The 21,012-nt window shown below is 68.2% G+C and carries 19 protein-coding genes; 6 read left to right on the top strand and 13 right to left on the bottom strand.

Annotated elements, in window-relative coordinates:
- The first annotated feature begins 10 nt into the window (after positions 1-10).
- The 3 genes from ML01_RS20100 (at position 11) to ML01_RS20090 (ending at position 5,361) form a co-directional block, all read left to right on the top strand.
- The gene (locus ML01_RS20100) at positions 11-1,474 is read left to right on the top strand and encodes an ABC transporter permease (RefSeq protein ID WP_058557179.1); all 1,464 of its coding nucleotides are present in this window, start codon (positions 11-13) and stop codon (positions 1,472-1,474) included.
- Entirely contained in the window at positions 1,471-3,537 is a 2,067-nt protein-coding gene (locus ML01_RS20095) for an ABC transporter ATP-binding protein (RefSeq protein WP_082674475.1), read from the top strand. Before ML01_RS20100 ends, ML01_RS20095 begins: the two co-directional genes overlap by 4 nt.
- Before the next feature lie 153 nt (positions 3,538-3,690).
- Positions 3,691-5,361, top strand: coding sequence for a glycosyltransferase family 2 protein (locus ML01_RS20090; protein WP_254045329.1), 1,671 nt, complete (start codon positions 3,691-3,693; stop codon positions 5,359-5,361).
- 159 nt (positions 5,362-5,520) lie between these two features.
- Here ML01_RS20090 and ML01_RS20085 read toward each other — a convergent pair whose 3' ends face one another.
- The 8 genes from ML01_RS20085 to ML01_RS20050 form a co-directional block, all read right to left on the bottom strand.
- Positions 5,521-6,573 carry an SGNH/GDSL hydrolase family protein gene (locus ML01_RS20085; RefSeq protein WP_058557178.1) on the bottom strand — a complete coding sequence of 351 codons (1,053 nt, stop codon included), beginning with the start codon at positions 6,571-6,573 and terminating at the stop codon, positions 5,521-5,523.
- A gap of 127 nt (positions 6,574-6,700) precedes the next feature.
- Positions 6,701-8,545 carry a BatD family protein gene (locus ML01_RS20080; RefSeq protein WP_058557177.1) on the bottom strand — a complete coding sequence of 615 codons (1,845 nt, stop codon included), beginning with the start codon at positions 8,543-8,545 and terminating at the stop codon, positions 6,701-6,703.
- The gene (locus ML01_RS20075) at positions 8,539-10,077 is read right to left on the bottom strand and encodes a tetratricopeptide repeat protein (protein WP_058557176.1); all 1,539 of its coding nucleotides are present in this window, start codon (positions 10,075-10,077) and stop codon (positions 8,539-8,541) included. The genes ML01_RS20080 and ML01_RS20075 overlap by 7 nt, the downstream gene beginning before the upstream one ends.
- A complete protein-coding gene (locus ML01_RS20070) occupies positions 10,074-11,153 on the bottom strand; it encodes a VWA domain-containing protein (RefSeq protein WP_058557175.1) in 1,080 nt (359 codons plus the stop codon). Before ML01_RS20070 ends, ML01_RS20075 begins: the two co-directional genes overlap by 4 nt.
- Before the next feature lie 46 nt (positions 11,154-11,199).
- Complete coding sequence (locus ML01_RS20065; protein ID WP_058557209.1) at positions 11,200-12,255, bottom strand: VWA domain-containing protein; 1,056 nt, start codon at positions 12,253-12,255, stop codon at positions 11,200-11,202.
- A gap of 22 nt (positions 12,256-12,277) precedes the next feature.
- Complete coding sequence (locus ML01_RS20060; RefSeq protein ID WP_082674474.1) at positions 12,278-12,886, bottom strand: DUF4381 domain-containing protein; 609 nt, start codon at positions 12,884-12,886, stop codon at positions 12,278-12,280.
- Between the two features lie 260 nt (positions 12,887-13,146).
- Positions 13,147-14,064, bottom strand: coding sequence for a DUF58 domain-containing protein (locus ML01_RS20055; protein ID WP_058557174.1), 918 nt, complete (start codon positions 14,062-14,064; stop codon positions 13,147-13,149).
- Positions 14,065-14,419: 355 nt separating this feature from the next.
- Positions 14,420-15,376: a MoxR family ATPase gene (locus ML01_RS20050; protein WP_058557173.1), complete on the bottom strand. Its 957-nt coding sequence runs from the start codon at positions 15,374-15,376 to the stop codon at positions 14,420-14,422.
- 733 nt (positions 15,377-16,109) lie between these two features.
- On the opposite strand from ML01_RS20050, the gene ML01_RS27690 reads away from it, so the two are divergent.
- A complete protein-coding gene (locus ML01_RS27690) occupies positions 16,110-16,394 on the top strand; it encodes a DUF4258 domain-containing protein (RefSeq protein WP_082674473.1) in 285 nt (94 codons plus the stop codon).
- On the top strand, positions 16,394-16,618 hold the full coding sequence (locus tag ML01_RS20045; protein ID WP_058557208.1) for a type II toxin-antitoxin system MqsA family antitoxin: 225 nt from the start codon (positions 16,394-16,396) through the stop codon (positions 16,616-16,618). Before ML01_RS27690 ends, ML01_RS20045 begins: the two co-directional genes overlap by 1 nt.
- 332 nt (positions 16,619-16,950) lie before the next feature.
- On the opposite strand, the gene ML01_RS20040 is transcribed toward ML01_RS20045, so the two are convergent.
- The 5 genes from ML01_RS20040 to ML01_RS27680 form a co-directional block, all read right to left on the bottom strand.
- Positions 16,951-17,163, bottom strand: coding sequence for a type II toxin-antitoxin system HicA family toxin (locus ML01_RS20040; RefSeq protein WP_058557172.1), 213 nt, complete (start codon positions 17,161-17,163; stop codon positions 16,951-16,953).
- 2 nt (positions 17,164-17,165) lie between these two features.
- Positions 17,166-17,369, bottom strand: coding sequence for a type II toxin-antitoxin system HicB family antitoxin (locus ML01_RS27685; protein WP_082674477.1), 204 nt, complete (start codon positions 17,367-17,369; stop codon positions 17,166-17,168).
- Positions 17,370-17,813: 444 nt separating this feature from the next.
- On the bottom strand, positions 17,814-18,302 hold the full coding sequence (locus ML01_RS29085; RefSeq protein WP_156427872.1) for a hypothetical protein: 489 nt from the start codon (positions 18,300-18,302) through the stop codon (positions 17,814-17,816).
- Positions 18,303-18,327: 25 nt separating this feature from the next.
- Positions 18,328-18,948, bottom strand: a complete 621-nt coding sequence (locus ML01_RS20035) for a hypothetical protein (RefSeq protein ID WP_058557171.1) — start codon at positions 18,946-18,948, stop codon at positions 18,328-18,330.
- A 902-nt stretch (positions 18,949-19,850) separates the two neighbouring features.
- Positions 19,851-20,657, bottom strand: coding sequence for a DUF3825 domain-containing protein (locus ML01_RS27680; protein WP_082674472.1), 807 nt, complete (start codon positions 20,655-20,657; stop codon positions 19,851-19,853).
- Between the two features lie 7 nt (positions 20,658-20,664).
- Between ML01_RS27680 and ML01_RS20030 the strand changes: the two genes are divergently transcribed.
- Complete coding sequence (locus ML01_RS20030) at positions 20,665-20,991, top strand: DUF2887 domain-containing protein (protein ID WP_058557170.1); 327 nt, start codon at positions 20,665-20,667, stop codon at positions 20,989-20,991.
- Positions 20,992-21,012 lie beyond the last annotated feature (21 nt).

Raw genomic sequence — 21,012 nt, 5'->3', positions numbered from 1 at the left:
GAGTCGACGCATGCCGGTAATCCTCGCCACGGACGCGCTGATCTTCCTGCTCGTGGCCGTCAGCCTCGGCTACGGTATCTACGCGTCGCAGCACGAGCACCTGCGGGCGCCGTGGCGCAGCGTCGCGCGCTCGAAGGTGGGCGTCGCCGCGCTCGTGATCATCGCCTGCTACGTGCTGATCGGGCTCTTGGATTCCATGCACTTCCACCCGCGCATCGAGCCCGCGGCCGCGAGCGTGCCGGCGGCCGCGAGCGACGTCGGCGAGGCGGACGCACAAGCGCCAGTTGATGCCCCGGTCGAGGCGCGCCACTCGACCCAGGTGCTGTCCGTGCTGGACGTGATCCTGACGGGGCTGCGAGAGCGGCAGGAGAAGACCTTCTCGGCGCCGTTCGCGACGCATCTGTTCGTCAAGGAGCCCATCGAGCAGCCGGACGGGACCATCGTGCGCGGCTATCCGCCGCTCGTGCACGGCGGCGCGCACCTGCGCGACCCGTCGCTGGCCGGCATCGACATCGCCGTGCGCGCCGTGCTCGGGGCCATCCGCGGGCTGCTCGCGTGGATGCTGCTGACGGCGGGGCTGGTGTGGCTGGTCGCCCACGCCCGTGGCGAGTCCTTCGACGACGGTGCCCGGTCCATCTGGCAGGGCCGCACCGAGGTGCCCTGGCGCGTCGCGCTGATCACGCTGGCGGCGGTGCTGATGCTCGGCTTCGCCGCCGCGGAGCTCGCCGCCGGCTATCACATTCTGGGCACCGATCAGGTCGGCGAGGATGTCTTCTATCAGAGCTTAAAGAGCATCCGCACCGGGCTCGTCATCGGCACGCTGACGACGCTCGTCATGCTGCCGGCGGCGGTGATCCTCGGCATCATGGCCGGCTACTTTCGCGGCGTCACCGACGACATCATCCAGTACCTGTACACCACGCTGAGCTCGATTCCGGGCGTGCTGCTCATCGCCGCCGCCATCCTGATGCTGCAGGTGTACATGACCAACAACGCCGATCAGTTCGAGAGCCTGGTGGCGCGGGCCGACCTGCGGCTCTTGTTCCTGTGCATCATCCTGGGCGTCACGAGCTGGACCGGGCTCTGCCGGCTGCTGCGCGGCGAGTCGCTGAAGCTGCGCGAGCAGGATTACGTGCAGGCGGCCGTGTCGCTCGGCGTCGGTCATGCCACCATCATCGCCCGGCACATCCTGCCGAACGTGCTGCACATCGTCATGATCACCGTGGTGCTCGACTTCAGCGCGCTGGTGCTCGCGGAGGCCGTGCTCTCCTACGTCAACATCGGTGTCGACCCAACCATGAATAGCTGGGGCAACATGATCAACAGCGCGCGCATGGAGCTGGCGCGGGAGCCCATCGTCTGGTGGTCGCTCACCGCCGCCTTCGTGTTCATGTTCACGCTGGTGCTGGCGGCCAACCTGTTCGCCGATGTCGTGCGCGACGCCTTCGATCCGCGCCTCGCGAGGGTCCAATGAGCCGCGCCGCCGCCGTGTCCGCCGCCGCCCCGCGCGAGCCCCACGCCGCCGACATGCTGCTTGAGGTCACCGGCCTCACGGTGGAGCTGCCGCCGAGCCGCGGCGGCGAGCGGCCCGTGCGCGTTTGCGACGATGTGGCCTTGAGCATCCGGACCGGCGAGACGCTCGCGCTGCTCGGCGAGTCCGGCTGCGGCAAGTCCATGACGGCGCTGGCGCTGATGCGCCTTCTGCCCTTGGGCGGGCGCATCCTGTCCGGCTCCGTGCGCTTGGGCGGCAACGAGCTGCTCAAGCTGCCGGAGCGCGACATGCGGCGCGTCCGCGGCGGGCGCATGGCCATGATCTTCCAGGAGCCGCAGACCTCGCTGAACCCGGTGCTCACGGTCGGCGCGCAGATCGCCGAGGCGGTGCGCGTGCACGAGGGCATGCCGCGTCGGGGCGTGCCGGCGCGCGTCGTGGAGCTGCTGCGGGTCGTCGGCATCCCGGACCCTGCCCGACGCGCGGAAGAGTACCCGCACCAGCTCTCCGGTGGCATGAAGCAGCGCGTCATGATCGCGATGGCGCTGGCCGGCGATCCGGACCTGTTGATCGCGGATGAGCCCACCACGGCGCTCGACGTCACCATCCAGGCGCAGGTGCTGCAATTGCTCAAGGGCGTGCAGCAGGCGCGCGGCATGGCCGTGCTGCTGATCACGCACGATCTCGGCGTCGTCGCCGAGACGGCGGACCGGCTCGCGGTCATGTACGCGGGTCAGATTGTCGAGCAGGCGAGCATCGAGGGCTTTTTCGCCGGCCCGGCGCACCCCTACAGCCGCAAGCTCATGGAGAGCGTGCCGGACGCCGCCAAGCGCGCCGGCGAGCTCGCGGTGATCCCGGGCCGGGTGCCGCCGCTGGATCGGGACTTCGGCGGCTGCCGCTTCGCACCGCGCTGCTTCCGCGTCATGGACCGCTGCCACGACACCGTGCCGGGCTGGTTCCCGGCCGGCGGCGACCAGCGCGTGCGCTGCCTGCTGTGGGACGGCGACACGCCGACCTTCGCGCCCGCGGTCGAGCAGGCGCCCACGGCGCCCGCCGCCGACGCGGTGGAGGGTGGCGCTGCGCTGCTCGACATCAGCGGGCTCAAGGTTCATTTCCCGATCCGCCGCGGGCTGTTCAAGCGCACCGTCGGCCACGTCAAGGCGGTGGACGGCGTGGACCTGGCGCTCCAGGCCGGCCGCACGCTCGCCCTGGTCGGCGAGTCCGGCTGCGGCAAGACCACCGTCGGCAAGGGCATCCTGCAGTTGGTGCGGCCCACGGCCGGCGCCGTGCGCTACGACGGCGCGGACCTCGCGCGGCTCAAGCCCGCACGGCTCCGCCCCTATCGCAAGGACTTGCAGATCATCTTTCAGGACCCCTTCGCGTCCATGAACCCGCGCATGCTGGTCGAGGACCTCGTCGGCGAGGGGCTGCTCGCGCTCGGCCTCGCGCCGAGCCGGGCGGAGCGCCGCAAGCGCGTCGCCGCGCTCTTGGACCAAGTCGGGATCGGCGAGCAGGCCATGGGCCGCTACCCGCACGAGTTCTCCGGCGGGCAGCGCCAGCGCATCTGCATCGCCCGCGCGCTGGCCGTGGGGCCCAAGGTCATCGTCTGCGACGAGCCCACCAGCGCCCTCGATGTCTCCGTGCAGGCGCAGATCCTGAACCTGCTGAAGCAGCTCCAGCGGGATCTGGGGCTCAGCTATCTGTTCATCACGCACGACATCTCCGTCGTCGCCTACCTCGCGCACGAGGTGGCCGTGATGTACCTCGGCCGCATCGTCGAGCGGGGCAGCACGGCGCAGATCTTGGACAACCCGCGCCATCCATATACGAAGGCGCTGCTCTCGGCCGTGCCCATGGCCGACCCGGCGCGGCGCCGCGACATCATCCGGCTCGGCGGCGACATGCCGTCGCCGGCCAGCCCGCCCGCCGGCTGTCACTTCCATCCGCGCTGTCCGGAGGCCACCGATGCCTGCGCTGCGGCCTACCCCGAGGAGCGAAGGCTGACGGACGGGCGGGTCGTTCGCTGTATTCGAGTTGAGGACGACTGACGCGGCAGAACCGCCTGCGAGCGGCGCCGACCGGCCGCCGGGGCGCCGCTACCGACCGTCCAGCAACGGCCGTTCAAGCCCTGAAAGCCTTTGCGTCGCGCGGCGCCCGGCCGTCAAATCGTCGGTTTGTGCGCGTTGTTTGCGGGGTGTCGAGTGGATTGGCTCGTGCTGTTGCTGTCGGCGTTGTTGGAGGCGGTCCTGATCGCCGGGCTTGCCGCGCTGGCGTTGCTGTCGCTGCATCTCGCGCTGCTCACGGCGCTGCGCGTGCTGTGGCCTGCCCGCCCGCGCCGGTGCGCGCTGCCGACGGACGCCGATCTGCCGACGGTGCTCGTGCAACTGCCGCTCTACAACGAGGGCGCGCTCGTGGAGCGCCTGCTGGTCCACGTCACCGCCTTCGACTGGCCGCGGGAACGGCTCCTGATTCAGGTGCTCGACGACAGCACGGACGGCTCCGATGCGCTCAGTCGGCGCGCGGTCGAAGCGCTGCGGCAGCGGGGCTGGCCTATCTCGCTGCTGCACCGCACTGAGCGCGACGGCTTCAAGGCCGGCGCGCTGGCGGCGGGGCTGCGGCACGCGGACGCGCCCTTGGTCGCGCCCTTGGTCGCGATTTTCGATGCCGACTTCATGCCGGCGCCGGACTTTCTGCGCCGCACCGTCGGCGTGCTCTGGGCGGACCCGAGCCTCGGCCATGTGCAGGCGCGCTGGGCGCACGCGAATGAGCAGCACTCGCCGCTGACCCGCGCCCAGGCGCGGCTGCTCGACGGCCACTTCCGCATCGAGCAGGAGGTCCGCCACCGCCTCGGCCTGCCGGTGCCGTTTAACGGCACTTGCGGCGTCTGGCGCCGGACCGCCATCGACGCTGCCGGCGGCTGGTCCGGCGACACGCTGACCGAGGACTTGGATCTCAGCCTGCGCGCGCGCCTCGCCGGCTGGGGCTCCGCGTACCTCATCGACGTCGCCGTGCCCGGCGAACTGCCGGAAACCGCTCGCGCCTGGCGGACGCAGCAGTTCCGCTGGAACAAGGGCTTTGTCGAATGCCTGGTGAAGCTCGCCCCGCGGCTTTGGCGCAGCCCCTTGCCGGCTTGGCAGAAGCTGCTGATCACGTTGCAGCTCGGCCAGCCCTTGAGCTTTCTCGTCGGCGGTGTCTGCCTGCTCGCAGGGCTGCCCTTCATCGCGGGCCTCGCGCCCGGACCCCTGTTGCTTCCGGTGGCGCTGGCGGCCACGGGCATCGGCATTCTCGGCCCCTTCGGGCTGCTTATCGCGGGCGGCCGCGCAGCGGAGCGCCCGCGTGGCCCCTGGCGTGCCCTGTTGCGGGATGCGGTGCTGGCGTTTCTGTTGTCGACGGGGCTCCTGTTGTCCAACGCGCGGGCTAGCCTGGAGGCCCTGCTCGGGGTGCGCAGCCCCTTCGTGCGCACGCCGAAGGCGACCACCGCGTCGGCGCAGCCGGCCGGCGGCGCCCTGGTGCGTCGCGGGTCGCTGCGGCGGCTGGTGCGGTCCGCGACCGCGGGTCTGGCGGAGCTGGCCGCGGGTGGCGCGCTGCTCGTGTTCGTGCTCGTGGAGCGGCCGCTGGCCCTGCCGGCGCTGGCGCTCGCCATCGGCGGGCTCGGCGTGCTCGGCGCATTGCTGCGGCGCGACGACGCGGCGCCCACCTGGCGGGCGCCGGCTGCACCCTCCGTCTTGGGTCCGCCCGAGCACGCCCTGTCGGCCCCTGTTGTGCTGCCGCGGGCCGTGTCCTCGGAGCGGCCGGCACCGCACTCCGCCGAGCCCCATTGGCCTGCCGAGGCACAGGGCGGGCCGGAGATGAGCCATCACGCGGCCGCCTAAGGGCCGGGCTGCTGCGGCGGCTCGCAAGCTCGCGGTGCGCGAGCGACATCGCTCTCGAAATCGAAATCGGGATCGGGATCGCTATCGGGATCGACACGACAGGAGACCGGGTAGGGCGATGCGAGGCGCTCGATTTCGATCCCGATTTCGATCCCGATGTCAGATCCCGACGAATGGCTGGCGGAGTGTCAGTACCCACCCGGATGTCGCCGCCCCCGAAGGCCGCCCGTGCGTTACCGCTGCGTTCGCATGCGACGGTCGGGCACCACGGCGCAGCAGCAGCAACAGACCGGGGGCGAGGAGGACGAGGGGGGATGGCAGCGGCACGGCCGCATAGGCGACGTCACCGAGGATGCGATGGGCGGCGGTGGTGAAGTGCAGCGCGTCCCAGAACAGGTATTCGTCCGGGTTTGTGCATTGGGTCGGGGGCAGGCTGGGGCCGAATATCAGACAGGGGGTGGCGCTGTTGGTGAGCCCAAAGTCGGCCGGGTTGAAGGCAATGGCTTGGGAGAGGGCGAAGACGTCGAGCGTGATGAGGTCGATGCCCGGCAGGTCGGTCATCAGGCTGGTCAGCATCAGGTCGAGCTCGGTATTGAATTGCCGCGACAGGTTGGTCATTGCAGCGCCGAACCCGGCTTCGGCGAACACCGGCGCCAGCCCGGCATCGCCGAGGTTCGGCACCAAAAAGTGCCGGGCGCCGGCGGCAACCAGACCGCGCAGGATAACGTCGAGCGCAGTGATGGCGGTTGTGATGCGGGTCGGATCGTTCGTGTCCAGGGCCTGGAAGGTGTCGTTGGCGCCGCCCCACACGGCGAACAGCGCGTCGGGCGGCAATGCGCCGCCGAGGTCGGCCAAGAGTTCCACGGCCTGGGCCTCCAGGCTGATGGCCGGCGTCGTCCCGCCGGTGATCGCGGCGGTGCCAACCGCGTAGTTGGTGCCGCCCGCGCGCGAGGGCGCGGCACGCTTGCCGAGACGCTCGGCGAGGTATTCGGCCCAGACCGGGCCGTTCGTGAGGCGTCCGTTCGGGTATGGGGCATCGGGCACCGGCGCGTAGGGCGGCTCGGCGCGATCTGGCGTCAGCAGCGCGCCGTTGCCGGAATCGCTCTGGCTGTCGCCGAGCACATACAGGGCGCTGAAGGGGCCGGCCCAGACCGGGCCGGCGATGTAGCACAGGAGGAGTAGGGTCAGGGTCAACAGGCGGCGATTGGACATGGTCGGCGCGGCGTGTCTGACTTAAACGATCGGGTATTGCCGACGTTATACCAGGCGGCGACCCGTTGCCAAGCTGCACCAGATCAGCCTGGGTCGCTGCCGGTCTGCTCGACCGGGGCGCCGCCGCTTAGGCCGCTGGGCGCGGATTCAGCTCGGGCAGCTTGGCGCGTTGCACGCGCCCCGAGACGAAGCTGCCCAAGGCGCCGGCGCCGGGTCGAAGCGCGCGGCGGAAGTCGCGCTTCCAGCGCGCAAAGTCGATGTCGGCGCGGTTGTAGAGGGCCTGATCGAGCTCCTGCATTAAACCTTGGACCCGGGCGCGGTCGGCGCCAGGGCGCAGCGCCGTGATGCGGTCCGCCATGCGCGGCAGCGGCTCGCGCGCGGTGGCGGCGAGGCGCCGGCAGGCCTGGCGCTGGAACGCCAGGCACCACTCGGCGGGGTTGTCCTCCACGGCCGCGGCGCGCGCGCATTGATAGACCCGTGTGCTCGGCGGCGCCAGGCGCGCGAGCGCCGCGCGCAGCGCCCGCAGCAACGGCGCCGGATTCAGCGCGCGGGCGAGCAGCGCCAGGCCCTTCGCGGCGCCGCGACCGGTCAGCGCAACGCCGTCCTGCACGAGCTGCCACAGCGGCGCGCGGCGGCCCGGACTGCGGCTGCGCAGCCAGACGCCGCCCCAGTAGCCGAGCAACAGGAGCCCGAGCCCGGCTACCGGCAGCCAGTATCTTTGCCAATCGCCGCTGGTGCGGGCGCCGGCCGAGTCGGCGAAGCCGAAGGGACCGGACTCGCCGGCGACATTGAACACGCGGATGGGCACGGAGGACGCCTCGCGCGTCGCCGTCTCGACGTTCCACCAGGCGAGCCGGAGCTCCGGCAACTGCAGCCGCCCGCCCGAGTGCGGCACCAGCGTGTAGACCTCGATGCGCTTGCCGATCAGCGTGTTGCCGCTGTCGGCGAGGCGCGTGTCGGTCATGGTCTGCTCGCGGTAGACGCGGAAGTCCTCGGAGCGCAGCATCGATTCCACCGACGGCAACTGGCTGCCGACGGCACCTTCCGCCTCCAGCTCCACGGTCAGCGTCGCCGGGCGCCCGCGCGCCATGCCGTCCGCATCCTTGAGGTCGGCGGCGATGCGCAGGGTCTTGAGCGGCAGCCAGGGGCGCAGCGTCGCGATGGGCGGGCGCACGTCGAGCTCCACCGGCCGCGCCGTGCGGGCGGTGAAGGGCACGCCGCCGGCCAGCGTGCCGCTCACCTCGATGGGGCCGACCTCCATCGGGCCCGCGCGCAGCGGCGTCATCGTGACAACGTATTCGTTGACGATCTCCTGGCGGTTGCCGCTGCCGCGGGTGCTGGTGTTGGGGCCGTCGACCTGCTCGAACAGCACGTCCGCGATGCCGTCGAGCGCCGGCGATGCGGTGGCGAGGTTGCCGAAGCTGACGACGCGAAGGCGTACCAGCACGTTCTGCTGCACGTAGGGCCGGCGCTCGCCGACCACGACCTCAAGCTGCGGCTGGCCGGCCCCGAGCGCGCCCGGGCCGTAGTAGCCGCTCCCCGGCGCTGGCCGATAGCCGGGCTGGAACTGCCCGGGCTGCATCGCCTGCGGCTGACCCCGGGGTGGCGGGCCGTAGCCGGACTGGCCCGGCGGCTGCCCGTAGGGGTACTGCGGCTGCGCGCCGGGCTGGAAGCCGCCGGGTTGGCCGTAGTGCGACTGCGGCTGCCCCCGGGGCGGCCAGGCGGGCGGCTGGCCAGGCGGGCTCCCGGCGGCGTCGCGCGCGGGCTCGCCACCGGGATACGGCGGCGGCACGCCGCGGGCGTTGCTCGGCTCCACCGGCCGGAACTGCCAGGGCTGGTAGGGCGGCTGGGCCAGGGCGGCGGCGCTGTGGCCGACGGCCAGCAGGATGGGCGCGAGGGCAACGATGGCGCGCGCGAGCGCCGACATGCTGCGCCACCGGGCTTGGCTCCAGCGGGCTCGCGCGCTCACCATGGACGACTCTCCTGCACGCGCTCGCCGGTCGCCTCGATCAAGCGCATATCCTCCAGCAGGAATTGGTTGCGCATCAGCATCGACGGGTCGCCCTCCACCTGCTCCAAGCGCTGCTCCATGATGGCCATGCCGGGGCCTAGGGCCTGCTCGCCACCGAGGGCCGGCGAGGTGCCGCCATCCGCGTCCGCTCCGAGCCAGGGCTGCTCGCCCTGCTGGTCGAAGCGCTCCACCGCGTCGCGGTCGCCGGCGAGGTCGTCCGGGTCGGGTCCGCGGTCGCGGTCGGTACCGATGCCGGTGCGGCGCTTGCGCGCGTCGGGCGGCTCGCGCTCGCCGGCGGCGTTGCCGGGCTGCTCGGCGTCGGGCGTGTCGTCTTGGCCGCCGCCGGACTCGGGGTCGGGCGGCTCGGGGCCTTCGCCGCCGCCGGGCTCGGTGTCCGGCTCCGGCGGCTCGTCGCCGCCGGCAGCGGGCATGAGCCGCTCGTCGTCGGCCGCGGCGGCACGGCCCTCGTCGTCGCCGGGCTCTTCGCCGCCGCGCTCGGCCCGCTGCTCGGTGTCGGTCTGGTCCAGGTCGAAGGCGCCGTCGGCGTCGTCGCGCTCGTCCCGGTCGCCGCCGTCGCTGTCCTCGTCGCCATCGCGATCGCCTGAGTCCGCGTCGGTGTCGTCGCGGTCGCCGCCCTCGCCGGTCTGCTCGCGCTCGCCGCCGCGGCGGCCTTCGGTCTCGTCGCCGCGCTCGCCGCGGGCCTCGTCGCTGTCTTGGTCGCCGCCGCCGGACTCCTGCTGCTCGTCGCCGCCGCCGGACTGGGCCTCGCCCTGCTGCTGGCCCTGCTCGGACGCTTGCTGCTGCTCGCCGCCTTGCTGGTCTTGCTGTGGTTCGCCTTCGTCGCCCTGCTGCTGTTCCGAGTCTTGCTGCTGGTCGGATTGCTGCTGCTGCTCGGATTCCTGCTGCTGGTCGGACTGCTGCTGCTCGGATTCCTGCTGCTGTTGGGCCTCGTCTTGTTCCTGCTCGGACTGCTGCCGGGTCTCAGCGTCCTCGGGCTGCTGGGCGGACTGATCCTGCTCGGTTTGATCCTGCTCCTGGTCGGGCGCCGGGGACGCCTCGTCCTGCTCCTCGCGGGTCTCCGCCTCGAAGGCCTGCTGCTCCAGCTTCGCCAACAGGGAGCGGGCGAGGGTGAGGTTGTAGTGGGCGTCGGCGTGGTCCGGCTGTTCGGCCAGCACTTGCTCGTAGGCCTCGATGGCGCCGGTGTAGTCGCCCTGGCGGAAACGGGCGTTGCCCAAGTCGTAGCGGGCCGGGATGCGCACCGCCGCGCGCTCGACCTCGGCGAAGGCGACTTCCGCGGCGCGGAACTGTTCGGCGCGATAGAGTGCGACGCCGCGGCGGTAGGGGTCGGTGAAGCCCTCGGCGGCGGCCTCGTAGTCGCCGGCGCGGAACTGCTCCAGCGCCGCCTGCTCGCTGTTGCGGAACATGCCGGCCTGGCCGACGCCGACCCCGAGCCCGGCGAGCACCAGCAGCAAGACCGCGATGCGGGCGCTCACGCGGTCTCCTCCCGGCGGTCGCGCGGGGCAGCGGGCGTTGCCGCGGTGGCGCCCGTGCTGCCGGCCGGCCGCCGGGCGCGACCGCGGAAGCGCGGCAGCAGCAGCGCGGCCAGCAGCAGCACCGGCAGGTAGTAGCGCTCGTGCCAGACGCGCGTGCGCTCGTCGGTGGCCTGCGGCGGCAGCTTGCTGACGGCCGCGGCGCGCAGGATGTCCGCGATGTCCTCATCGCGGTAGTCGGCGCGCCGGTAGAGCCCGCCGCCGGCGTCGGCCAGGTCTTGGAGCGCCGCCTCGCCGAGCCTCGATCGCACCGGCTTGCCGTCCGGTCCGACGAGCGCGCCGTCGCCGGGACCGGGCACCTCGCCGCCCTCGCGGGTGCCGACGCCGAGCACATGCAGCGTGATGCCGCTGCGGGCGAGCTCGCGCACCCGCTCGGTGAGGCCGGGCTCGTCGAAGTCGCCGTCCGAGATCAACAGCAGCGAGCGTGCACTGTCCGCCGGCACCGCGTCGAGCAGGATGCGGGCGCGGTCCAGCGCCTCGTGCAGCCGGCTGCCCTGGAGCCGGGCCAGGTTGGTCGACAGGGCCGGCAGCGCGAGCAGGATGGTGCGGCTGTCCTCGGTGACCGGGGCGATCACGTGCGGCGATGACGCGAAGGCGATGAGCCCGAGCTTGAGGCGGCGGTTCTGCAGGATCAGGTCCTGGACCTCCTGCCGGGCGCGGCCGAGACGGCTCGGGGCGACGTCGGCGGCCTCCATGGAGCGGGACACGTCGAGCAGAATCAGCAGGCTGTCGCCGGGCTGGAACAGGCGCACGTCGGTATAGCCGAAGCGCGGCCCGGCCATGGCCGTGAGCAGGATGAGCCAGAGCCCGGCCCAGCCGAAGAAGCGGCCCCAGCGCTCGGCGCCCGCGAGCGCGCGCGTGCCGGAGAGGTGCGGCAGCAGGTGCGCGTCCGCGTAGCGGTGCACCGGCGCCTTGGCCGCCTTCGCGGCGCTGCGCCAGAGCCACCAGGCCACCGCCGGCAGCAGCAGAAGACCGAGGAACCAGGCGGGCTCGGCGAAGTGGAAGCCGGTGTCGGTCATCGGGACTCGGGGCTCGGGTTCTGCATGGCGGGGGCGCGCGCTGCGCTCAGCGGCTCGCCTGCCGCACGATGAAGCGCCGGCGGCCCTCCGGGAAGAGGCCGAGCGCCAACAGCGCCAAGAGCGACAGCCCGAGCGGCCAGCGGAACAGCGGCTCCGGCAGGTAGGCCGTGCGGGTCTCGGTCTCGGTCTTTTCCAGCTCGGCGACGCGGCGGCTGATTTCCTCCAGCGCGCTGGTGTCGGTGGCGCGGAAGTAGGCACCGCCGGTGACCTCGGCGACGCGCCTCAATGTGTCCTCATCCATGGTGAGGTCTTCCCAATACTCGATCTTGCCCTCGTGCAGGATCGGGATGCGCTGCTGATTGCTGCCGACGCCGATGACATAGATGCGCACGCCGGCCATGCGCGCGAGCTGTGCGGCCTCCAGCGGCTGGAAGCTGCCGGCGGTGTTGTCGCCGTCGGCGATCAGGATCATCACCCGCGAGCCGGGCGGGCGGTCGCGCAGCTTCTTGACGCCGAGGGCCACGGCATCGCCGAGCGCCGTGCTGCCGCCGGCGATGCTCGGCACCACGCGCTCCAGCAGCATGTGCACGGCGGCGCGGTCGATGCTGAGCGGCGAAAGCACATAGGCGCCGCTGCCGAAGATGATGAGCCCGACGCGATCGCCGGCGCGGGCATCGATGAAGCGGCCCATGACGCCCTTCACCACCTGCATGCGGCTCACCTGCCGGCCCTCGACGGTGAAGTCGAGCGCGTCCATGGAGTGGGACGCATCCACGGCCAGCATCAGGTCGTAGCCCGGTGCCGAGACCTCCGTGTGCGGCACCAGCCACTGCGGGCGCATCAGCGCGAGCACCAAGCCGGCCCAGAGCAGCAAGAGCAGCACCCGATGCAGCGAGCCCGCTAACTGCCGGCGCGGGCGCCGGGCCTGGTAGGCGGCCTTCAGTTCATCCAAGTGCGGATGCAGCAGCGTGATGCGCTCGCCTTCGAGCTGCTCCTCCCGCGGCGGGCTGCCGTCCGCCGGCGGCTGCTCGCGCCACACCAGCGGGAGCAGCAGCGGCACCGGCAGCAGCAGCGCGAACCAGGGCCATTGAAACTCGAACAGCGTCATGGTCCGGGGTCCGGGGTCACGCGGCTTCGCGCTCTGGGGTTTCGGCGCTGCGCGCGGGTCGGCGCAGCCGCCGCAGCAGCTTCGACAACGCGCCCGGCAGCCGGCGCGTGGCTGGCCGCCGGGCAGGGCGCGGCGGCTTGGGGTCGGGGGCGGCGACCCACTCCATGGCCGCGTCCACGAGCGCCCGGATGCTCTCGCGCTCCGTGTTGGCCGCAGCGGGCTGCGCATAGGGCGCGATCAGCAGCGCCCGGGCGTTGGCAGTCCAGTCGAAGCCCCGGGGGTCGTTGGCCGTGAGCCACGCGAGCCAGGCCTCGCCATGCAGCCCGGCGCATGCGGCGCGGCCGTGGCGCGCCATGGCGATGCGCCGCAGCAGCTCCGAGAGCTCCGCCGCGGCCGGCTTCACCGGCTCGCGGACCAGGCGCCGGCGCAGCGCGCGCAGGCCTTGCGCTGCCTCCCAGCGCCAGGTGCCGAGCGTGATCACCGGCAGCGGCACATACAGCCGCCAGCGCGGGTCGTAGCGCCAGAGCAGGAACCCGAGCAGCACCAGTGCCGCGAGCACGATCCACCAACCGGGCGCCGGCGGCCACCAGGGGTGACCCATGTGGATGTGGATGTCGCGAAGCATGATGGAAAGTTTGAAGTTTGAAGTTTGAAGGGTGAAAAGGAGGTGGAAAGCTTGAAGCTTGAAGTTTGAAGTTTGAAGGGTGAAAAGGAGGTGGAAAGTTTGAAGTTTGAAGTTAGAAGGGTGAAAAAGAAGAATGCTGGTATGGCTTGCGCGTAATTGGTCGCTGGGCGGGATTGCCGCCGCAGGCGGTGCCCCTTTCAAACTTCAAACTTCACCCTTCAAACTTCACCCTTCACCCTTCACCCTTCGCCCCCGACGCTTCAAACGCTTCTTGACCGCGCCCTTTGCTCCAGACTGTGAATCAGGCTCAAATGAATCTCCCGGTCGGTGCGAATCGGCATCAGGATGATGTTCAGCCGGACCGTGATGGCCTTCAGCGTCTCGCGGCGGCGTCGCCAGGCATCGGAATAGGCCCGTTGCGCGGCGCTGTCGTCGGTGTCGATCTCCACCAGCGTACCGTCCGTGGCCGTGAAGGTGACGCTGCCCATCGCCGGGATCTCCCAGTCCGCCGGGTCGTCCACCGGCAGCAGCACGACGGAGTTGCGTTGGGTCAGGTTGCCGAGCACGCCCTCTAGGTCGCGCACGTCGCGGTTCATGTCCGCGATCACGAAGACCAAGGAGCCCGTCGGCAGTCCGCGCGTCGCCCGGCGCAGGGCACCGGCCAGGGCGTCGATGGACGGGCTCTGCTCCGCGGCCGGCTGCGTCAGCGTGCGCAGCAACTGCCACAGCGCGCGGCGCCCGCGGGCGGGGCGAAAGTGCTGGAGCCCGGCCACCGGATCGCCGAAGGCCATGCCGCCGACGCGGTCGTTGAGCCGGCTTGCGGCCCAGCCGATGAGCGCCGCGGCGCGCGCCGCCTGCACGCACTTGAAGGTGCCGCGGGTGCCGAAGCCCATGTGCGGGCCGCGGTCGATGCAAAGCACGACGCTGCGCTCGCGCTCCTCGCGAAACACCTTGAGGTGCGGCTCGTTGAAGCGCGCCGTCACCTTCCAGTCCATGTGCCGGATGTCGTCGCCCTGGCGGTACTCGCGCACCTCCTCGAAGTTGATGCCCGCGCCGCGGAACACCGAGGCGTAGAGCCCGGCGAAGGTCGAGTTGACCAGGTGGTGCGACGGCACGCCGAGCGTGTGCGCCTGGTGGCGCAGCTCCAGGAGGTCGTCGAGGCGGGGATAGAGGCTCATGGCTGGGAAGTACGTAGTACGGAGTACGGAGTACGGGGGCGCCCGTTGGCCGGCGCGGCGCCTGCACCACCGAGCTCCGTACTCCGGACACCGTACTTCCGCCCCCGAGCAAGGGGGCGCTCAATGGCCGGCACAAGCGTAGCGCCCGGCCCACCGCACTCCGTACTCCGTACCCCGTAATTCCGCCCCCGAGCACGGGGTCGCTCGATGGCCGGCACAAGCGTAGCGTCCGGCCCACCGTACTCCGTACTTCGTACCCCGTAATTCCGCCCCCGAGCACGGGGTCGCTCAATAGCCGGCACAAGCGTAGCGCCCGGCCCACCGTACTCCGTACTCCGTACTCCGTACTCTCCTCTCACGGAATCGCCACCAAATTCAGCAACCGATTGACAAACTCGTCCGTCGTGATGCCCTCGGCTTCGGCCTCGAAGGTGAGCAGCAGCCGGTGGCGCAGGATCTCGGGCGCGACGAGCTGGATGTGGTGCGGCGCGACGAACTCATCCCCGTCGAGCCAGGCCCGCGCCCGCGCGCAGCGCGCCAGCGCGATGCTCGCGCGCGGCGAGGCGCCGAAGCGGCACCAGCGGCCTAAGTCCGGGTCGTAGAGCTTCGGGTTCCGCGTCGCCTGCACCAGGTCCACGATGTAGCTGTTGAGCTTCGGGTCCAGGTACAGCTCGGCGACGTGGCGGCGCATCTCGAACAGCGTCGCCTGACTCAGCGGCTCCGCCGGCGGCGGCTCCGGGTGCTGCTGCTGGCTGCTGTCGAGCTCCAGGATCCTCAGCTCCTCCTCCCGCGTGGGGTAGGTCACCGTCGCCTGCATCAGAAACCGGTCCAACTGCGCCTCCGGCAGGTGATAGGTGCCTTCCTGCTCCACCGGGTTCTGCGTCGCGAGCACCATGAAGAGCTTGGGCAGCGGATAGGTGCGCTGGCCGACCGTAATCTGATGCTCCGCCATGGCCTCCAAGAGCGCCGACTGTACCTTGGCCGGCGCGCGGTTCACCTCGTCCGCGAGCAGCACGTTGTGGAACAGCGGCCCCGGGCGGAACTCGAACTCGCCCTGCTCGTGGCGGTAGATATCCGTGCCGATCAGGTCCGACGGCAGCAGGTCCGGCGTGAACTGGATGCGGTGGAAGTCGCCCTCGACGGCCTCGGCCAGGGCCTTCACGGCCGTGGTCTTCGCGAGCCCGGGCATGCCCTCCACCAACAGGTGACCGTCGCTCAGCAAGCACACGAGCATGCTGTCGATGAACTTGTGCTGGCCGATGATGCGCGAGGCGATGTGCGCGCGGACGGGGGTAAGGTCTGCCGGGGTCATGCCGTACTGCTCGGCTCCGTGAAGGGGTGAAAAGGGAAGCCCGTCGGGCGGGCTGCCGCCGCGGCCGTGCGCTTTGCGCCGAGCGCCGCACGGGGCCAATGCTCAGCATTGCAGCCGGCAGCCAATGCTGCGGGTTTTGGGGGATTGGCGCAAGCGGGTTGCGGCTTACGGGGACATGAGTCAGGGTTTCCTGAATATTGGAATATGCTGATGCTCTCCCTCGTTGTCGTTGTCGTTGTCGTTGTCGTTGTCGTTGTCGCTGTCGCTGTCGCTGTTACGAGTCTTGCCGTGCGAGCGGCGCGAAGCGCAGGATGCCCCCGATGGGCCTCGCTCATCATTCCGGCCAAGCGACGGGCATGGCATGGGGCCGAAGGGATGCGCCTGCTGTCCCGCGCCATCAACGCAGCCACTGGCGCGACTGGCTCACTCTCTGGTGACACCGCTCCCGCGGTGTCACCGCCTCCCGGCGCTCCGCGCCCACCCGCCGCGCTCGCTGTCCCAAGGCCGCTGCCGACCTCGTCGCCCCGTTACGCCCCGCGGGGCGCAGAGCGCCGAAGAGCGCGTGACACCGCAGGAGCGGAGTCACGAGCAGGACCTCGGGTCATCGCGGCCGGTACGATGATCAAGGCCCCCCCGATGACCATGGCGACTGGACAAAGATGCGACACGAAGCCGGCCGCCGAGCGCGAGGCTCGCGTCCACGATGTGGTGGTGAAGGGGCTCGGCTGATGCACTGTACTGTACCGGCATCAGCTTCAGCGGCCATGCGGTGCGCAAGATGTTCGAGCGGCGCATTTCGCGAGACGCGGTACTGATGGTGACCGCGTTCGGCGAGGTCATTGCCGGCTATTCTGACGACAGGCCTTATCCAAGCGCACCTTTGCTGGGGCTGCCCGGCGGGCGCCCGTTGCATGTCGTGGTTGCCCGCAACCGGGTTGACGGCACCTGCACGGTGGTCACCGCTTATCGGCCCGATCCGACATTGTGGTCCGACGACTTCAGAACCCGGAGACGATGATGCATTGCGTGATCTGCAAGCTGGGCGAAACCCGACCCGGCACCGCGACCGTGACGCTGGAACGGGACGGCACGACCGTCGTCATCAAACAGGTTCCGGCGATGGTCTGCGACAACTGCGGCGAATATTACCTGGACGAGGCCATGACGGAGCGCGTGCTGGCGATGGGGGAGGAAGCGGTGTCGCAGGGCGCTGAGATCGAAGTCCGGCGATTCGCGGCCTGATACCGGGTGGCGAGCCCCGGCCGCCCGATTATTCGCCGCGCCCGACGAGAGCCCGCGTCAAACGAAGACCGGGTCAGAACTCGAGCAAAGCAGCGCATCTACGATTTGACGCTTCTTCATTTCGTGAACTCCCTAGAAAGAATGCCAAACAGCGGCGTGGCTGTGAGTGCGGATGCGCAGTCCCGGGGACGGTTTACTGATCGCTCCACCGCGCGCAGAGAAGGTGTTAAGTAAACTGTCCCTGGAATTCCGAATCCGTCACCAATCGGTCGCTCCGCTTCCCGATAGCCAGCACGCGGTCAGGTTGACGCTTTTGTTAGCGCATGGATGGGTCAAATCAGCTTCTTGAATTGCTCTTCCGTCAGGCCCGCGTCTTTGACGATTCCGCCAAGCGTAAAGGCGTCCACAGGATTGCCCCTCGGGATGGTCAATATCCGCGTTCCGTCCGACATGATGACGTGTTTGCTCTCGCGTACAACGCGAAATCCTGCTTTCTGAAGGGCGCGGACTGCATCGCGGTGTTTGACGCCGGGGATTTTGGGCATCCCTACGCGGCCACTTCAACTTCCCGCACCTCGGCATCCTCTGCCTGAGCTAGTTCAGCGGAAACCGCAAGATACTCGGCTATTGCCTCCGCGATGTTCTCAAGCGCCTCATGCTCCGTGCTGCCTTGCGACCAACAGCCCGGTAAGCCAGGGCAGGAGACACTGTAGCCTTCTTCGGTCTTCTTGAGAGCAACTTTATATCGCATGATCTGCACGTGGCTGTGGATGGAAGCGCTTAATTGTAGCGCTAACAATTGACTCTACCGTTTCCGGCTATCCTACCACTTGCCCCCGCCGGTCGAGCGAAAGACGCGAAGCGCCAGGCCCCTCTCGTCTAACCCGCCGAACCGGCGTGATAGACGGAAGAAGGATTAGCGCCCCACGCAGCCAGCCCTCCCGGCCTTCGCCGGGACGGTCCCGGGCACCGCGCGGCCGTGTAAGGAGTGTACGGTAGAACCCGGTGAGGGATAGTACCTGGCATCTTGCCGGTTCCCGGTTCCCGGTTCCCGGTTCCGGTGACAGTTTACTTAACTCGCTCTCGGCGATGTACGGGAGATGAGTAAACTGTCCCCGGAACTCCCAATTTCACTCATTCGACTCGCCAAAAATTGAGCCTGGCGCCTCTATCTCCATTACTCGTTCGGGGCTTCTCATAGCTTGCCGAGATAGTACGTCAAGGCGGATGCGAATACTGCCGAAAAGATTGCAATCAATAAAGTAAAGCGCCTTTCATTGCTGTTGCTCCTGATTTCATCTAGATACAAATGACCTGCTCCGGTCAAAGAATACAGTTGATCTTTCAGTTTCTCTCCTTGTCCGCCGATAAGCCAACTGTGCCCCTTGTATTCAGCCTTATGGTCTGCGTTCGACGTTGCAAACAGCTTCCAGCTGAGCGCTTGGAGTTTTAGGTTTCTGTAATCCGGATTTTTGTCCATCGTATCGGCTGCAAGCACTGCATCTTCGACGAATCCTTGAGTAATCAACGCCGCCAAAGGGTAAAAATCTCGATGGTCTCCATACTTCTTTCGCAGCAGTAGTGAGATGTTCGCTAGCGTGACTTCCCCATCTCTCTCAAGTCTTCGAAGAATTGTTAGCGATGCATTATCCATTTTCTGAGTGCCTGTTAAGCCAAACAGCATTTTTGGAAGTCGATCGGTAAGGCCGCTACCTGATCTCCTCAGTGGAGCCATTGGAATAGAGAATCTTCCGAGGTTTAAACCAAACCTTTAGATTTTCGAACGCAGCATTCCTGAGGCGTTGATGAGAATCGATGAACTGATTGTAGTTAAGCTCTCCATCCCAAACAAGTTCACCGTGGGCCGCGACAGGATCGTTTATTGAGAGCTTCGCCGAGAGAACCTCGTTGTCGAGGAGATCGGTGAAGCCGAGCACCCCATCAAATGCACGAATGTCCTTATCGGTCTTGTTCAGAAACGCCACCCGAAACATTACCGCTTCCTGGACGCCGGCGGTGTAATTCGCTTCTCGAAATTCCTTAGCTCGCAAAGATACATCGAAGTACGCTGGAGCTACGACTGGGGCCGACTTTTTGTCGCGAACCGGGCCTGAGCCAGCAGAAGCTGGGGGACTCGAGAGTTGTTCCAACCCCATTTCTGTGCGATACACGCCTAAGCCTACGCCTAAGAACAGCGGTACGGCGATAGATAGCAGGAGCATGGGTATGCCTTGGCCGAGGCGCCGCTGAGCGATAGCCACGATTGAAAGAACAAACGACGCCAAGAAAAGCGGCAAGTAGAAGAAAAACGAGAACAGCGTCCAGAACATGAACGCAGTTCCAATGGCCAAGCAGACCCAGCCGCCAATCACCGCCCCTTGGGCCGGAACAAGCGGCCGTGCGTCGGATGATGCCCGCGAAGAATTAACCTGTCTGCTCTGTGCGGAAGCGGCTCGCGCCGGTTGGCGTGCGGCCGTCTGCGCCGCCCTCTCTTGAGCAGCCTCAAACTTTGCGTATACGATCTTGCAGCTCGGGCATTCGTAATCTGGACCCGTATCCGCGTGTGTCCGCGTGTACCCGCACTTCGGGCATGTTTTCATCATAGCCTCCCTCCGGATGGTCGTCCGACTTTGCACTGACGCCGGTAGCGCCGCCCAACAATTGATTCTACCGTTTCCGGCTATCCAACCCCTTGCCCGCGCCGGTCGAGCGAAGAACGCGAAGCGCCAGGCCCCTCTCCTCTAACCCGCCGAACCGGCGTGATAGACGGAAGAAGGATGAGCGCCCCACGCTAGCCACGCCTCCCGGCCCTCGCCTGGACGGCCCCGGGCACCGCGCGGTTGTGTAAAGAGTGTACTGTAGAACCCCATGAGGGATAGTACCTGGCATCCTGGCGTTGATGCAGGTCAAGTTTGGCGGTGCCGGCGAAGCTCCGAGTGGAGTCAGGCGGCGCTCGGGGTCGGATCGTCGTTTCTTGCGTCGCCCCCGCGACTGGAGCGTCGAGGCGGATCGTGCGCCGCGCCGGTGGGTCTCGGCTGCGCAAGCTTTGCTGGAGCGGCTGCCGCGCTGTGCCGGCGTTGCGGCGCGGGCACCAGCACTCGCGGACCGCGACGATCTCGGCCGTAGACGGCTGGGACTACCGGGGACAGTTTACTCAATTGCGGCTGGCGACGGATTGAATTAAGTAAACTGTCCCCGGAACTGCGGTCGGGCCGAGCCGTAAGTTATGTGATTACGCTGTTTCTGGGTCTTCAATCTGTTGATTGGTGGCCTGTTGAGCAATAGATGCCCAAGCGTCGAGTAGCCAAGGTGGAAGTTGGTCGTGCCGGTGGACGGCAACTCTAGCGTTAGCGTATGGCATCGACGGCCTTAGAACTGTTCGAACTAGCATGTTCGTAGGGCTGACTTGGATGGGAGCAACAGCATCAGGGGCGAGGGCAATATTCTCTCTGTTCTTGAGATACAGCGGTACGAGGTATTGCATACGCCCATAGTACCAGTACGACATTTGCAGCTTTCTGTTCAGCGACCACTGAATGGCACCGGAAACCGCACACATTTGCGCCACGGGCGGAGTGTCCGCCAGGAACGGAACGCGCTCAGCATTCTCGCCCAAGATGTGATCGTGCATCATCACGATCTCTCTTCCCATTGGAATTGTCGGCGGGTCCGGAATCTCCGGAGCGGGTGGGAGTTCCGGGGCGGAAATGCTTGATCCCGCCGTGACAAGGCGCCAAGGCTGTTGCGCGTTTTGGTTTTCTCCGAAAACCAAGTAGAGGGGTGTTCCGTACCGAGTCTGGAGATGACCTGCAGTGACGTAAAACTGATTGTGGCTGTGGGTGAACTTGCCTTGTTCAATAGCCCACGGAATGTGAACAGCAAGGTACTTTTCTAGGACGTAGTTGTTCGTTCCCCATTCCTCAGACAGCGAGAAAATGGGGACGGACCACGTTTTTATGAAGGGGGCAAAGCGGCGCCCCGAAAAACGTGGTCTGTCCCCTATTTTTTGATCCGGGGAATTACGGTGACACTTTACCATTTACACCGTGTTCCGCTCGCCCCAACGGCGCCTTTGCCACGCCCGGTGCCGCGGTGAGGCGCTGGAGGTCAAAGGGCTCGACCGTCGCACCGACGGCGTGCTGCTGCCGGATGCGCCGGAGGAGCCGATCTGGGTGATCGAGGTGCAAGGCCGGGACGACGCCAACATCTACTACCGGCTGCTGGTGGAGCTGGGGCTGGTCGGCGAACGTCATCCGGGCCGGGTCGTGCGCGGGCTGATTCTGTTCGCCACACCGGCGCTCGATCCTCGCACCGAGCCCTGGCACGGCGCCGCCCGGCACCCGGACGCCCCGTTGCCCCCTGTGTCAGGCTAGTTGTCGCCTCCACCTTGTAAG

The sequence above is a fragment of the Thiohalocapsa sp. ML1 genome, from assembly GCF_001469165.1.
Taxonomy (GTDB): Bacteria; Pseudomonadota; Gammaproteobacteria; order Chromatiales; family Chromatiaceae; genus Thiohalocapsa.
This window is presented reverse-complemented; position numbering and strand designations above follow the sequence as displayed.